The 16,482-nt window shown below is 35.2% G+C and carries 11 protein-coding genes; 3 read left to right on the top strand and 8 right to left on the bottom strand.

The features are described from left to right. Positions 1-65 precede the first annotated feature (65 nt). A complete protein-coding gene (locus ACM9HF_RS14850; RefSeq protein WP_473610421.1) occupies positions 66-869 on the top strand; it encodes a DUF6174 domain-containing protein in 804 nt (267 codons plus the stop codon). A 90-nt stretch (positions 870-959) separates the two neighbouring features. Here ACM9HF_RS14850 and ACM9HF_RS14845 read toward each other — a convergent pair whose 3' ends face one another. The 3 genes from ACM9HF_RS14845 to ACM9HF_RS14835 all read right to left on the bottom strand — a co-directional run bounded on the left by ACM9HF_RS14845 (position 960) and on the right by ACM9HF_RS14835 (position 4,729). Continuing rightward, complete coding sequence (locus ACM9HF_RS14845; protein ID WP_473610417.1) at positions 960-1,889, bottom strand: helix-turn-helix domain-containing protein; 930 nt, start codon at positions 1,887-1,889, stop codon at positions 960-962. Between the two features lie 46 nt (positions 1,890-1,935). Then, on the bottom strand, positions 1,936-3,189 hold the full coding sequence (locus ACM9HF_RS14840; protein WP_473610413.1) for an EAL and HDOD domain-containing protein: 1,254 nt from the start codon (positions 3,187-3,189) through the stop codon (positions 1,936-1,938). Positions 3,190-3,496: 307 nt separating this feature from the next. Further along, on the bottom strand, positions 3,497-4,729 hold the full coding sequence (locus ACM9HF_RS14835; RefSeq protein ID WP_473610410.1) for a YuxH family protein: 1,233 nt from the start codon (positions 4,727-4,729) through the stop codon (positions 3,497-3,499). A 317-nt stretch (positions 4,730-5,046) separates the two neighbouring features. Between ACM9HF_RS14835 and ACM9HF_RS14830 the strand changes: the two genes are divergently transcribed. Beyond that, a complete protein-coding gene (locus ACM9HF_RS14830) occupies positions 5,047-5,904 on the top strand; it encodes an MBL fold metallo-hydrolase (RefSeq protein ID WP_473610405.1) in 858 nt (285 codons plus the stop codon). A gap of 138 nt (positions 5,905-6,042) precedes the next feature. On the opposite strand, the gene ACM9HF_RS14825 is transcribed toward ACM9HF_RS14830, so the two are convergent. The 5 genes from ACM9HF_RS14825 to ACM9HF_RS14805 all read right to left on the bottom strand — a co-directional run bounded on the left by ACM9HF_RS14825 (position 6,043) and on the right by ACM9HF_RS14805 (position 13,687). Beyond that, positions 6,043-7,677 carry an arylsulfatase gene (locus ACM9HF_RS14825; RefSeq protein WP_473610402.1) on the bottom strand — a complete coding sequence of 545 codons (1,635 nt, stop codon included), beginning with the start codon at positions 7,675-7,677 and terminating at the stop codon, positions 6,043-6,045. Between the two features lie 114 nt (positions 7,678-7,791). Further along, entirely contained in the window at positions 7,792-10,140 is a 2,349-nt protein-coding gene (locus ACM9HF_RS14820; RefSeq protein ID WP_473610398.1) for a TonB-dependent receptor, read from the bottom strand. Between the two features lie 35 nt (positions 10,141-10,175). Beyond that, positions 10,176-11,546 (bottom strand): alkyl sulfatase dimerization domain-containing protein, encoded by a 1,371-nt coding sequence (locus ACM9HF_RS14815; protein WP_473610395.1) that lies wholly within the window; start codon positions 11,544-11,546, stop codon positions 10,176-10,178. Between the two features lie 64 nt (positions 11,547-11,610). After that, on the bottom strand, positions 11,611-12,384 hold the full coding sequence (locus ACM9HF_RS14810) for a coniferyl-alcohol dehydrogenase (protein WP_473610391.1): 774 nt from the start codon (positions 12,382-12,384) through the stop codon (positions 11,611-11,613). 88 nt (positions 12,385-12,472) lie between these two features. Continuing rightward, positions 12,473-13,687 (bottom strand): OsmC family protein, encoded by a 1,215-nt coding sequence (locus ACM9HF_RS14805; protein ID WP_473610388.1) that lies wholly within the window; start codon positions 13,685-13,687, stop codon positions 12,473-12,475. A gap of 479 nt (positions 13,688-14,166) precedes the next feature. Here ACM9HF_RS14805 and ACM9HF_RS14800 point away from each other — a divergent pair, with 479 nt between their 5' ends. Continuing rightward, a complete protein-coding gene (locus ACM9HF_RS14800; protein WP_473610384.1) occupies positions 14,167-16,416 on the top strand; it encodes a TonB-dependent receptor in 2,250 nt (749 codons plus the stop codon). Positions 16,417-16,482: the final 66 nt, after the last annotated feature.

Raw genomic sequence — 16,482 nt, 5'->3', positions numbered from 1 at the left:
CCTTATTCCCCCCCTTATAATTAATCCACTTTCTTTACTGTTGATTGACTGATGAGGGCAATACAATGAAAAAACATTCGGCAATAACACTAGGATTAGTTTTCCTGTGTTTAAGCGCATGCGATAACGACATTATTGATTTAAAAAATGAGCAGCATGTACGGGTATATCAAGACGATAAAGCTATTGCTTGCCAAGATACAGGACAAGTCTCTGTAGCGACTCATGGTAAATTATTGGTTGATGAACATATTGAAATTCATTGCTCGCAAAAGGGCCATGACGGCATGGCATATACAGAGTCATGTGGTTCAGAAACCGGTTCAATTAATATATTTACCATACACACTAAAGACTTACACAAGGCAGAGTCTTTAGGTTTTTCTCAACTGTCTGACTTACCAGATGCTCAACTTGATAAGCAATGTGAATTTAAAGTAATCTCAGACGTAAGAAAATACGGCTTAATCAATCAACTTAGCGATCAATACACTACATGGAAAGCGAAGAAAGCATCAGACTATCAGTTTGAATTTAACATGAGTTACAGTGATTGCCCCAGCTTTGCCCCAACACCCAATGTAAAAATCACCGTAAGTAACAACGCCATTGATACGGTATACGATATTGATAACGAAACGTTTCTGACTAATATCGATAATTACATGACTATAGATGAATTATTTCAAACGCTTAACTTACAGTTAGAGCTAACACCAATTGAAGCGGGCTTACACGCAAGTACCCCTAAATTAGCCCCCACATTTCATGATATTGGAGCACCAAAACAATATTTTGTAGATTCAGGGGGTGAAGCCTGCGATGCGGTTAATTACACCATCAACCAAGTAGTATTACCTCAAAATTAATACCAATGGAATATGAACAAATTTCCATGAATTGCCTAAAAGTTGGCACCGAGTACTTACTTTCTTACTGAGTGCTCGGTTTTTTGTGATCTACATTTCCTTTGGATATTTACCAAATAGTGTATAAAAGTCATGAGAAAATCGACCGATATTTACAATCCCATATTTAGAAACCACATCTTTAATAGTGCACTGTTGCCTATGTATTAATTCTCTGCGGATCAAATGCATGCGACGAATTTTCAAATAACGCTGTGGTGAAATGCCAATAATAGAATTAAAAGCATACTCTAAACTTCGTAAACTACAATGTGAAAAATCAAGTATTCGAGGAATAGGTATATTAATATTAGACTCCGAATCAATATAATTAATGGCTCTTTGCACAATAACCAAACGATGATTAAAACAGGGTTGAGGTATAAGCTTGTCTGAATTTATTTCTAACAACTGACAAATCATTAGTGATATTTTTTCTTCAATATCAATGACCGATTGTAAACTAAACTCTTCTTTCCTGTGGAATAGCTTAACGATATAACGATACAGTTCTATTTTTATTTTTTTCATTTTGCAAAATTCTATTTTGCCATCGCGGATCAAAGTAAGTCCGTCAAGTAACTGACTTATCTTCTCTTCACCTAAGTAACTCGTTAAATGATTTTTTGATATACCAATTGTCGCAATTGTACGTGCGCAACAAGATTGCGTATAAACATACTCACCCGGACCAATAAGATTAAGACCATCAATATGTACACATATTCCATTAACAACGTGTAATGGCCCTTCAATACGTAAAGGTATTACAAATTCATCGTCAGAAAACTTCCCTTTATGTAAAATAGTACATTCGTTTTTACTTTGAATAGCTAAACGCATATTAGGTAAAACAAGACAGGACGTTTGATCTTTATAAAATCCATTGGATAGCTGTAATACTTCGAGTGTTTGTATTTTTACTTGCTTCAACATCTCTTGATAACTTTCAATAGAGTTGTTTTTGAATGTAATAATCATCTAACCATACCTGGCATCATCCCTTAAATCTAAAGCTCCTGATCATTTAAACACTAACTTTTAAAGCCTCATTAGAGAATTTTGACGCTTTATCAAACGTTTTAATTATTTTGTCCATGTTCCAGCAATACACTCGAGAAAGACTACTTACATCAAACCATTTGTTTTTTTCTATCATCTTACAAATTAATAATAAATTGCCCACAACGCCTTGATGATAAAGTAATGATCGAGCGCAATCGGATGATAGATTCAATTCAAAAAGCAAGGTTTCAAAATCAGTTTCCAACATAACATCTAACAATGAAATTAATCCCACTAAATAACCCGTGTCTGCATATTCGTCATGCTCATCATTAAGCATTTCAATAATAAATTTGGCGCGAGCTAAGCTCAAAATAGACAATTGTGAAACGTCTTTTCCGCCGGGTTCACTCATCATTATCACCATCACAAATTGCTTTATAACGTCTTCACCTAAGTAAGCAATTGCATGGCCTATAGAATTAAAATTAATGTCTTTATTTTTTAATACATTATTAGCGATCCTTAATAATCGTGTTGTTAAACCAACGTCTTTCGCTATTTTTTTATGAATGAGTGGAAAGTTAATGTTTTTATTCTTTGCTAAATTAACTAGCTCAAGCATGATATCTTTAGAGGGAATAATGTTGTTCAATTTCAACATTTCAGGTTGCTCAAAAAAGAATCCTTGAAAATAATCACAACCTGCATTGTTAAGTTGACGAAAAGTTTTAAAATTTTCAATGCGCTCTACAATGATCTTTTTATTAGGATATTTATACTTTAATTTTTTGATCTTAAAAATAGTGCGAATAAGAGGATCTTCTACCTCTAATTTAATAAAATCAACATCTTCTAAAACAGCATCCCACTTCTCTGTGCCGTCGTAATCATCTAACGCAAAACGAACATTTTTCTTTTTTAATTCTTTAACCGAATGATGAATACTATCAATATCTTCAGTACGCTCAACGATTTCAACAACAAGGTTATCAACGTTTAACGTACTTGCTATATGGTTTAAAGAATAATAATTAGAGGTATTAATAAAAATTAACGCACCATTTGAAATACGTTCAACCTCTTGTATTAGTAAAGAATTCAAAAGTAAGCGACTCGTCGCCACACAATCACTTAAATATGATGGAAAAAAGTTGTTTTCAGAGTTTCTGTACAGTAATTCATAAGCGAACACATTTTTTTGATTATCAACAATTCGCTGCCTAGCAATATATTGGGTATCTAAGCAGTGGGTGAAATTTAGTGGATCTTCCATTATCAGCTAATAATTAAAATTTATATGATGATTAATTACACCATATTTAATTATTGGATCACTTAAAAAATATTACTCTGACTGAAATGTTGCGCATAGTGTATATTTTATGCTATTTACCAACCGACAAAAGTATAAAAAACAAACAACCCATAAACAAGAATTTACAAAATATTTATTTACTCTTTATTTTTACTAGCAAAACAAAAAACTTTAACTTTATTCTATATTTCAAATAGTTAAAATATAAAAACCTGATAACAACTTATTTACATTGTTAACATTTATCAAATAATTTTTAATCTCTTTAAAGTATGTTTTTGTACATAAAAACACCGTTGGAAAAATTTAACGCATTACTGTACTTATTTATCACTTGATCTACACACCAATCATATTCTTGGCACAGCTTGTTCACATCAAACCACTTATGACTTTCCATCATTTTACAAATTAAAAGTAAATTTCCTAAAATACCATGATGGTCAAGTAAAGCTCGCATAACATCTGAAGGTAAATGTAGTTGAAAAACAATGGTTTCTATATCTTCATCTAACATACTATCTAACAAAGAAAGTAACCCTGTTAAATAGCCACTCCCAGCATATTTCACACGTTTTGCTTTCAGCATAGCCGATATAAAATGTGCTCGAGTTAAGCTAGTGATAGACAATGGTTTAATGTCTTCATGATCTAATTCACTCATCAACGTAATTAAAACAACCTTTCTAAGTACGTTTTCCCCAAGACGGTTTAATGCCTGCTCTAGTGTAGTAAATTCAATTTTTTTCTTTTTAAATAAAGCATTTATTAACAGTAAGAACTTAAACGTTAAATCTGTATCTTGTATAGTTTTTTTTAAAACTGAAATAAAACTCACTTGTTTATCTAATACTAATACAAGTAAATTAAAGCTTACATTGCTCGACTTATCTTCGCTCTTTGCTTTTTTGAGTAATTGTCGAGATATGTACTTGCCTTGAAAATAATCACATCCCGCATTTTGTAACTGACAAAAAACATTATCACTTGCAATATCTGACACAACGATTTTGCTTTTAGGGTAGCTATGTTTTACCTTTTTTATTTTGAGCAAAGTTCTAATAATAGGTAGCTCTGCTTTGAACTTTATATAGGTAACAACTTCAGAGGAAGCGCTTACATCATGATCACTGCAAAACCTTATTTGTGACCTTTTTAATCGTGTTATTGAATCGCCGAAAGACTTGAAACTATTTATAAACTCCACTTCTTCAACGACTCTATTAGCTATTGCAGGAACATGTAAAAATGAACTCGCCGGAAAATGAGTAAAAATGACAAGATGCTCAGGTATTTTTTCAATTTCACTTACCATTAATTTATTAAGATGTTCAAGATCATCTGAAGCAGATAAAGTAGGAAAGGTCTCTATATTCGTACTTAAATGTACAGGTAATAATTCGTAAGCAAAGATATTATGACGATGATCGACTATAGGTTCTCGAATAATATTTTTCGAGTGTACAATTTTAGAAGGGAATATTGATTTAGTATTCATCCGTAAATAGCTTTAGATTAAACATTATGTTTTATTGTACGAATATATCTATCCGTACCACTTTAAAAACAAATCTGTTGTTAGCTTTATACATAATATTGTAATCGATTATGTATATTGATAGATACACTATTTACATTAAATTACAATTTAATCTATACCCGTTACCAATCAAGATGTGTATTTTAAAGTGCATCTTGAATGGCTACGGGTATATAAGCTTATATTGTAAGTCATATACTAAATAACAGTATTGATAAAAGCTTTTACTCGTTTACTATATCACCTCAATAAAAAGCATAATCGACGGGTATAAAATGAAAATATTTATCTTAGGTATCACTTTATTAATCACCAATCTTACAAGCTATAACGTTCAAGCAAATAAATTCGACAAAGTTATAATTAACACTCAATTAGTCGCTGGCAATGTTTACATGCTAGAAGGAACTGGGGGTAATATAGGTGTATTGGCAACCCCCGAAGGCCTACTTATGGTTGATGATCAATTTGAGCCCTTGGCTGAAAAAATAGAATCAGCCATGCAAAATATTATTGATAAGCCTTTAAAATATATTGTAAATACTCATTTGCATGACGACCATACGGGAGGTAATAGCTACTTCTCACATCATGCACCTATATTTGCTCACCATAATGTAAGAAAGCGTTTATCAAGTAAAAGTGATCATGACCAGGCCTCACTTCCTGTGATTACCTATGAAAACGGTATTACTATTCACTTAAGCGACGAAACAATTGAGCTATCACACTACCCTAGCGGACATACCGATGGCGACACGGTTGTGTATTTTAAAAAAGCGAATGTATTACATATGGGCGATTTATTTTTTCAAGGTCGTTTCCCGTTTATAGATTTAAGCAATGGTGGCTCAGTTAAAGGCTACTTAGCGAATGCAAAAAGTATTTTAAATCGTTTCCCTAAAACCACTAAAATTATTCCAGGTCATGGTAATTTAACAGATATGAACGGCTTAAAAGACTTAATAACCATGCTTGAATTTAGCATTAGCCGTGTAGAAAAAGCGATTGCAGATAAATTAACGTTAGAACAAGTAATCCAACAAGGCATTGGCGAAAAGTATAAAAGCTTCAATTGGAATTTCATCACTGAAGAAAAATGGCTTACAACTTTATACACTGATTTGAAATAAGCTAATACCAAGCTGATTAATAAATTCATCAACTTGATATTAAGCTAGTCAGGTACAAACTTCACATTCAAAATAAGCCTGTTTCTATAACCTTTTAATTATTGCTAAGTGCTCACATAATTAACCAACTTAGCATAATTAATCTTTAGGGAGTTCGCCTCCTGCTCTAATTTTAAACTTTCCTTGGGGTAATACGAGCTTAGTTTCATCTATATATTCTTGCCAAAGCATTAACATTTCCTTCATCTTTTTTGGCTTAATTTTCGATAAGTCATTAAGTTCACTCGGGTCATTATCGGTATTAAATAATTGCCATTGTCCTGAACCTATTGGTGGTGGCAACTTAATTAATTTCCAGTTTTCATCTATCACTCCGACTTTCCCCCATAGCTCTCGGCCTAAATACTTGACTTTATGGTTAACCGAAAGAGCTTCTCTTAATGTGATATCTGGCTGTTCTGAAAGTGTCAGCATAAGAGATTTTATCTGTTCAATACCAACAGACTGTTGATATAGACCCACTTGTTTATTAGGTAGCTTTAAAACAGCTGGAACTCTCATCCCACCATCTGTTGTATTTCCTTTAAATGCTCTAAATGGTGTACTACTCACTCTTGCCCAATGCTGGCCATAAAGTACAAAAGAATTTATATTTCCTCTGTTTTCCAGAGAATTATCAAAAGTATCAGCAAACTCTTCTATTTCTTTAGGGATCTTTTTAGCGCCCCATGAATCAGCACCATTATCGGAAAGAAAAAGTATCGCAGTATTTTCATATTCGCCTATTTCCTTTAAAAAATCAGTCAGCCTACCTATATTAACATCCATGTTATCAACCATTGCTGCATATATTTCCATATCTTTTGCTGCGAGCTTACGTTCTGATTCGGTTAATGACTGCCAATTAGGTAAGTTAGATGATAAGGCTGCGTGATCAATATTATTTGCCAATAAACCTAATTTTTTAAGGCGTGTAATACGTTTGCTACGAATTGATTGCCATCCTTGCGTATATGTATCTTTGTATTTGCCATTATAGTCAGGTGGAAATTGTAAAGGCCAATGTGGAGCTGTAAACGCTAGATACGCAAAGAAAGGCTTATTACTAGATTGATCAGCTTTTATGTTTTCTATAATTCTATTTGTATAAAAATCAGAACTAAAAAAACCCTCAGGTAGTTTTTCGATTAATTGTCCATTTTCCCTATATAGTGATTTTTTACGATAAATATCTATACCAAATCCATTTTGATAATGACTACCTCCTCCAAATAACAAAGCAAAAGTCTTATCAAAGCCTCTCGCCGTAGGACTATACGCTTTTTCTAATCCTAAATGCCATTTCCCTGCCATAAAAGTATTATAACCGCGTTTTTTGAGCTCTTCGGGCAGCGTACTGGCTGAAAAATTCAAATGTGTCTCATAGCCAGGTAACCCCACTTGGTTATCAGCAATGGTTTCGGCCATATTCCCTAATCCAACGATATGGTTGTCGCTTCCTGTTAACAACATTGAACGCGAAGGTGAGCAAGTTAGCGAAGTATAGAATCGACCAAATTTAACACCATCGTTAGCCAATTGTTGTAAAGAAGGCGTATTAATTTCTCCGCCATATGGTTTAATATCAGAAAACCCTAAATCATCGGCCATGATGACAATAATATTGGGTGATTTTATATTTTTTTTCTGGGTATTTTCCTTCTCATAAGATAAACATCCAAATGATGTGGACAATAAACATAATAATAGCCATTTATTAAAATAAGTCTGCATAATAAAGTACCAAAAGAAATTGAATAACGAAACTTGGACATCTATTTAAGATGCCCAAACACGATAGAACTTAGAACGTAGTGGTTATCAGTTTGCCTTCTGATATCACTATCTTTAAAAGTTTATACTTCCCGAAATCCCCCACAAGGCTTCACCTTCATTAGGGGTACACTTAACAACCCAAGTTGGACCTGGTTCACCGGCTCCTGCACCTGATGGACCACTAAGTGCCTGTGACTCACTACAGGACTTAACCCCTGTTACATTGTCTACAAATAATGTCAGTTCGTATTGACTATCATCACCAAAAATATAACTACCTCGTAAGTTCAACCAATTTTCGCTGTCTAAATCACCAACACCCGTATCAGGTAATTGACTCAAACGCTCGCCTACATAACGGTATGTAGCTTGTAATTGAATCAACCCAGAATCAAGCTCAATATCTCTAACTATTTGCATATTAGCCGTAAATTTTGGTGATTGAGATAATTCTCCTCCTTCTTCGAAGCTTGAAATATTACCATTATCAACAATTTCTGAATCAAGATAACCTAACCCTGCATTAATTTGCCAATCAGGATCTGGTACATATGTGATTTCAACATCAAAGCCAGATAACTCAGTTTCAGGTATATTGAATAGGCCAGGAATACCATTTTGTACTGCAAACACCTGTAAATCATGAAAGTCGTACATAAAATAAGAAACATTCAGCTTTAAGTTTCGATCAAGCAATAGTGATTTAAAACCGACTTCTATTGAATCGAGAGTTTCAGGTTGCACTTCTTGTTCATCTTCAGTACCCCAAGTCGTTATAGCTAAAGCTCTTATATCAAAACTTCCTGCTTTAAAACCGTTTGCCATACTACCGTATAACATGACATCTCGACTCGCTTGATATGTAAGCATTAAGTTATAACCTACTTTCTCATTTACAAGTGTATTAGAGTCGGTACGTATAACCTTATCAAATGCCAATACTTCATTAAGTGTGTAATCATGTCCAAAATTCCCTGTACCTACACCAGGACCAGTAACTATACCTGTTCTATCTCCTTCCTTTTCCTCATCAGTCCAACGTAAACCAAAACTTAAATCCCATTTTGGAGAAAATTCATAGTCAAATTTACCGTAAAGTGAATTCACCGTATTTTTTTGTTCAAGTACAACAGCGCTCAATGATGTATGCAGAGGTTCTAATGAGCCACTTTTTAATGCGACTGTAGCTGCAACCATCTGTTCAGACTTATCATAAAAATAATAATAACCAGCCATCCAGCGAAATGGGCCATCGCCATCGGATTGTAAACGAAGCTCTTGACTATATGAGTCAAACTCTACATCTTGAGTTGGATGAAAAGTATCAAAAGGAGCGGCACCTTCATCTTCACGGAAATAAACTTCGGTACTGTCGTATGAGCTAATAGAAGTGAAAGACATATCATTGAAATTATGTTTAAGTTTTACGAAACCACCAAATATATCTATATTTCCGGTATTAGAAGAAACGCTATACAGCGAACGCCAATCATCAGTAGAAGTGTTTGCCTGCTCACCTGGACCAAATGGACCAGAAATCTGTGTCACACATGAATTTTCTGATTCAAAATCTGCAAGTTGTAAAACGGTAACTAACCCGTTTTCAAAACAATTACCGCCGTTAGGATCTACAATACCATTTGCTTTACCATAACCGGCATCACTACGATTTACTCCAGAATGAATATTGAACAATAAATTAGTATTATCAGAAGGCTCCCATATAAGTTGAATACGACCTGAATGACGTTCAATACCGCCAACGTCATCCTGCTCTGCTACTAAATTTTTAAAAACATCTCCACGGTTGTTCGATTGCATCGAAATCCTAGCAGCCCAGTCATCTCCTAACGGTATATTTACGGCACCTTCAAAATCACGCTTATCAAATGAGCCTACCGTCAATCGACTATAACCTTCAACCTCTCCCGTGCCTACGTCTGGTTTTTTAGATATAAAGTTAACAGCACCACCAGTGGTATTTCGTCCAAATAAAGTATTTTGCGGACCCCTTAACACTTCAACTTGTTCTAAATCATAAATTCCTATAGAACTAGAGAATGGTGTGGGTAGTACTACTTCATCATAATATAAACCAACAGCACTTACCGCGTTTGATTGAAAGTTAGATGTACCAACACCACGGATCCTGTATTGAGCAACAACTTGTGAGTTAGATGACACACTAATATTGGGAAACAATGTAGTAATGTCATTAATATCATCTACACCATTTTTAACTAACTCTTCACCACTCAGTGTATTCATGGCAATTGGTACAGATTGAACAGATTCAACCCTTTTTGTTGATCTAACTTCTATAATTTCCAGTTCTGCCAATGCTGGAAATGATGTACTTACAGAAAGTGCTACTGCAATAGATATGTCGCTTACTTTAATTGTTGGTTTAGATATAATCATAACCTCTCCCCTTTATTGTTATATTTTTTTAGTTGTTATAGTTTATTCGCCTTATTTATTAGCTCTTTGGCAACTGTTAGGTAATAATTTCTACCTGTGGCTGTTAATAGGCTTTCAGCCAGCTTAGTTAAGGCTTTAGCTTTTACTTGTAAAGTCTCTTTATTATTAGGTTCTAGTGCCAAAATATGATCACATAACTGAGCAGCCCATTGCGGATCATTTTTCAGTAATGCTTGTTCTGCTCGCTTGATTAATACATCCACACCACCTGCTAACTCAGCAGTACGAGTGGCTAATTCTTTATCTGAAAGTGGAAATAAATTACTGGGATTACCATCAAACCATCCTAAATAACCATTAAATATTGATCTAATAGCCCACTCAGGGTGACCGTAGTATGGTTTTAAATAGTCTACATTTTTGAATTTATCTGGAAGAATTACATAATCAACTAATTGGTTAGGTGTTAAACCTAAGTTCATACCTTCAATAGTCTTATTAAATAAAAATGAGATTGCTTCATGATAATTGCTAAGTGTTTCAGCAACCTTCTCTGTACCTAGTATTGGTCTAGTATGTCCGCCAACTAATATACTTGGTTTCTCTTTTAACATATCTTCAAGTGATTTTATCCACTGACCAACATCACGATATGCAACACCTCTAATAGGGTATATATTTGGCCACGATTTATAAAAATTATCGCCAGAAAATAAAGCACGCTTTCCAGGATAATATACATAAAGCTGATCATCCGTCTCGCCAGCAGCAGCAACAAGTTGAAGTTCAATTCCTGCAATAGATATAGTTTGTCGGTTATCCCTTAACCAATCTGTGGGGTAAGTGTCGCTTGCAGCGTCAAATGCGCCTCCTTTTCTTTTTGGCCAATAAGCTTGCGCAACGCCATTATTGATTCGTTGCTCAGGTAATAACAAAAAGCCACCTTGCCTAGCTCCACGTTTCTGCTGAATAGTAAGACCAGCTTTATGAGCAAAGCTAGCTTCATGTCCATATCCATGATGAGCCCAAACAGCTACATCTGTATTATCTTTAAAGGCAATAGCTCCACCTGTATGATCTCCATGTCCATGAGTAAAAATAATACCTTTTACTGGCTTTACGGTAATCTCTCGAAATTTTTCCCTTACTTGCTGACCTATATTCGCATCAATTCCAGTATCAATAATAATAATACCATCTGCACCTTCAATCATACTGATAGGCGATACACCATAGCCAACAGCGGTATATATATTATCGCTAAGTTGAATGATCTGTTTTTCAAACTCCGCATTACGCTTAATTAATAATTGCGTAGCTTCAGATTCAACACTAGCGTTACCTTCAACAGTAAAAAGCATGACAACAATAGTGCTGATAAGAGTTTTAATACTTAATTTAGACATATTTTTCGCCTTATTACTTGATAATTAGTTTATAAGAGAGGCTAAAATTGAGCGCGATACTCACTTAAGCTAGATCATGCATTTTTTCCATAACATGAGATGACATTCCGCCATCAACAGGAATATTAATGCCACGCAGCCAAGCGCTAGCGTCACTTAATAAAAACGAAATTACAGGGGCGATATCTTCAGGTGTACCTGTTCTATCCATAACTTTCATGTCTTCTTCAGCACGCTCGCCAAGTGTTTCAATAAAGTCTTTCAAAATAGGGGTATTTACAGGGCCGGGACTTACACAATTCATACGAATACCACGCTCGCGCCAAGTCCAACGATTTAACATGGTCCAAACTAATAATGCTTCCTTACTAAAGAAATAACTTTGTGGTCCAACAATTTCATGTTTCTCACAATATGCTTCGATATTATTAAAATTCATGTTAGCTAATGAATCTTTAATAGCGTCCACTGAATTCGGCCATCCTATACCAGCTAATGAAGCCACATTTACAATAGAGCCACCATTATTCATCTTGGCAATAGCACCTTCAGTTAAATAACGTAATGCGACTAAGTTAACTGTCATTACTTTTATTTTATCTTGGGTAGGTGGTAAACCAGCTACGTTACAAAGACCATCAATTCCTTCTAGTTTATCAATTGCAGCATCAATAGAACTCTTACTTGTTAAATCTAGCTGAATAAATTCATCAACATTAGCAGCAGGAACTATATCTAAACCTATAACAGTGGCCCCTTGCTGCTTTAAAAGTTCAACAGTTTTAGCTCCTATGCCTGATGCGGCACCAGTAACAACTATCTTTTTATTATCTAACATATTATTCTCCTAAATATTCCAGAATACGTTAATGGATCTGGATTAAATTTATCTTAATGAAAATAGAATAAGCCCCTTTCCTTAGCAGCTAATCAGTATTGCTTTGTGTATAATCACCTAGTTTGATTTTTGTTTTTAAGTCAGTCTTACAAAAGGCATGTAAGAAACAAGTTTGCTCAGATACATCAAGAATATTTTTAGCAAAGGTATTATCTTCACTACTATTTAAATAAACATGTGTCTCTAATGGATCTGCTTTACCAGCGACTCCCGTACCACCTGAAGCACCACCTAAAGTAAAATGGGAGTCCTGCACAATACGATAATCCGTGAGGTTTTTATTATTCATTTTCGCGTAACGCCCAAATTGGGTCATAAAACAAAAACCAATACCTGCTGATATATAGGTTGTTGCATCTGGCGCACGCCCTTTACCACCATTACCTTCTCCTTCTTCAGATAACAATGTAAAAACAGAACCATGTGGATTATAAAGGTGTTGTGTGATCTCTTTGATCCCATCGTCTCGTAATGTACAGTAAGCTCTTAAATGCAGTAGTCGGGATTGGTGATCAGTAAGGCTAGAGCCTGCGCCACTAACAGAATTTTTATGTTCAGGTGTCAGACCTCCTTTTATACACATGTCATTCCAGTCACCTTGAGCAGGTAACGCTTCATCCATTGATACTTTTGGATCTACCAAGACAGGCTTACCAATAGGTAATGCTTTTTCAGGTTCTAGCTCTTCACCATTATGACTAAGAGTAAATAAACTTTCGTGCTTACCTCTCATTAATCCATTAAGTGGTGAAGCTGCTATCGCATCCATCATCAATTGCATTAAATCTTTGCGACTTGCATCAGATTCAATTTGAGCTTCTAAATCAACATCATGAGCGCTGGCTATCATGGTCCCACGCACCATACTTCCTTCCATGCTGTAATAATTATCTTGAATAAGACGAATATTTTTAATCGTTATATTGCGTATTTTTGCAAGAGCAATGACTTCATTCATATAAGAAGAAATCATACCAACGGTTAAGAAACATAATGGTGCTGGGGCATAATCTGTACCATTAAGATAAGCACCTTCATCGCTGGCTAAGCGCCACGTTTGCCCTGTTTTTGCTGAAGTAACTAATGCTTCTTTTTGGAAAATAGTTAATGAACGCACCGCAGTCCGTAAATCTTCTCCTAATCGTTTCTCTGGTGCTTTGAGGTTTAATTCAGAATTACTATCCACTTTATAAAATAAAGGTTTGCCACTATCTCTTAGGAGGTTTTCTACTTTTTTACTCATAATACTTACCTAATCTATTTCGTTGATTTTAAATGCTCATTTGTTCATTTTGGCATTCAAAGCAGCATCATACTCAACAGGTAATAGAGCATTATTGATTCAAGGACCTGAAGTAACACCAATAACGCGAATTTTTACTGTGCTGATATCTTTTATATTCAAATACAAAAGGTGTGATTATGACGCCACCAATAATATTGTTATCTGAATATATAATTCCACATAAATGAACCAAGGTCCACCATAAGAACCAACAAACTATTGAAATTATATATTTAAAGGGGTCTAACCACTTATATTTTAAACACAAGCAATTGAAAAATAATAAAATATCTTAATTATTAATATCATGCATATGGAGTTGGACATTTGTTCATTACAACTAATATAACTGTTCCTATATGGTGATTTAGAACAATGCTAAAAATAAAATATAAGGTTTTCACTTAAACCAATAAATAGTAATTGAAGAGGGAAATATGAATAATCAAAACAACAATCGTTCAAACAACAATAAAAACATGATCAGAAGTGCCGTTCAAACAGGTATACGTACTGCACTATATAGTAGCGTTATTAGCCTAGCTTTCGCACTTCCTGCCTTTGCAGAAGACTCAGAAGATAAAAAAATTGAAGTCATTAATGTTACCGCTCAAAAGCGAGCGGAAAATTTACAAGAAATCCCTATCGCCGTCAGTGCATTAAGTGAAGAAGATCTTGAAAACAGCGGTTTTGACGGTATTAGTGACTTAAGTACTTTAGTGCCTTCATTACAATTTGGTAACTTTGGTCCCGTCGCCTTTGTCGCCATTCGTGGTATAGGTATGGAAAATACCACTGCTGGTGGAGATCCTGGCGTCGCTATGCATTTAGATGGTGTCTATATTGGTCGACCTGTCGGCACATTATTTACTGCATTTGATACCGAAAGAGTCGAAGTTCTTAGAGGCCCACAAGGCACACTGTACGGACGAAACGCTACAGGCGGTTCGATTAACTTAATCACCAGAAAACCCCAAGACTATTTAAGTGGTACTTTAGATGCAACGGTAGGTAATTATAATATGCGACGTGTTCGTGCTTCAGTAAACTTACCTTTTAGTGACTCTGTACAAGGACGTTTTATTGCTTTTACTGAAGATCGTGATGGTTTTACTGAAAATAGTGTAGCTGGCGGTACTGAAGCCAACGACGCTGATTCTAGTGGTTTTCGTGGTCACCTCTATTTCGATATTAACAATTCACTTGATTTCACTCTAAGTGCAAGTTATGTGAAAAATGGCGGAGTTGGCACACAAGCCGAAGTACGCTCACCGTTCCCAGATGAGCTTTCCGGTCCTCCAATACCTGATACCAATAACTTTATTGTTGATGGTAACAAGCTGGAAAATGACCTTAGTCCTTTTAAAGAAGGAAAAAATGTTAAAGAAAGCCAAGAGAACAACTTTCTCTTAGTATCAGGTACACTCGATTGGGAATTTGAAAATTTTTCTATTAAGTCAATCACCGCTTATGCTGAGTCTGAGTATGAATCACATCAAGACACTGATAGCTCACCTAAAGCACTTGGTGAATTAGTGTTAACTGAAACAGCAGATCAATTCTCTCAAGAAATTCAATTTATTTCTGAGACTAATAGCGAATTACGCTGGTTAGCGGGTTTATATTATTTCACCGAGGATGGGGAGAGGTATTCCACCTTTTTCGAAAGCCGTTTTGATATACTAGCAGCAGTAAATGGTACAGAGGCAGGAGTTAAATTAGGTGGCGACGTCTCCACCACTTCATGGGCCGCATTTGCCCAAAGCACCTATAACTTTTCTGACGATATATCTGCAACCTTGGGTTTACGTTATACCGATGACGAAAAAGAAGGCACAAATAGAAATATATTATTTGGCCCATTATTTGAAGACGCTGTGGGTACAGATTCCCAAGAAGTGACTGGAAAATTTGCTCTAGATTGGAACTACGCAAAAAACTCATTGCTTTATGCTTCATATGCACGAGGCTATAAAAGTGGTGGTATTAATCAAGTGGCTATTGTGCAAGCTGGTCGCCAAGCGGTTTATGATCCTGAGTATGTAAACACTTTTGAAGTGGGGTTTAAAAGCCAATTTTTGCAAGATACCATTCGTTTTAATGCAGCTGTTTACTCTAATAATTATGAAGATTTACAATTCCAAATTTTCCAAAATAGCGGTCCTGCTGCAGGTAATGCTGGTAAAGCTACCGTTAATGGTATTGAAATGGAAGTAGTGGCGCTATTAGGCGATAACTGGGTCTTAGATAGCAGTTTAGGTTATATGGATAGCGAGTACAAAGATCTTATTTTCGATGGTGTTGACTACTCAGGCAACCAATTAACTCGTTCTCCTGAATTAACATATTCGTTGAGCTTAACTGGTAATTGGGACCTAGAAAATGGTGGAGCTATTAGAACCCGTTTAGAAACCTCATATACAGACGAAATATATTACTCTTTTGCCAATAGACCAGGTGATAAAGCAGATGACTATAACAACGTTAACGCTCGTTTATTCTGGTTCAGTCCAAGTCAGCAATACAAAGTTGAATTATATATTACTAATCTAACTGACGAAGTTCAAGAAGGTAATATTTTACGCGGTATTGGATTTATGGATTGCGAAGGTTGTGGCGGACAACAATTTGTTACCTATAATGCCCCTCGCCAATTTGGTGTGACCTTGTCTTATAGTTTCGAATAACATTTAGACATAATAAAGCCTTAAATATAAAGTTGTCTAACGTAAAACATTAACAACTTTATATTT

Origin of the sequence: Colwellia sp. RE-S-Sl-9, assembly GCF_048296855.1 — a bacterium.
Classification (GTDB): domain Bacteria; phylum Pseudomonadota; class Gammaproteobacteria; order Enterobacterales; family Alteromonadaceae; genus Pseudocolwellia.
The sequence above is the reverse complement of the archived record's forward strand: the minus strand, read 5'-3'. Positions and strand labels throughout refer to the sequence as shown.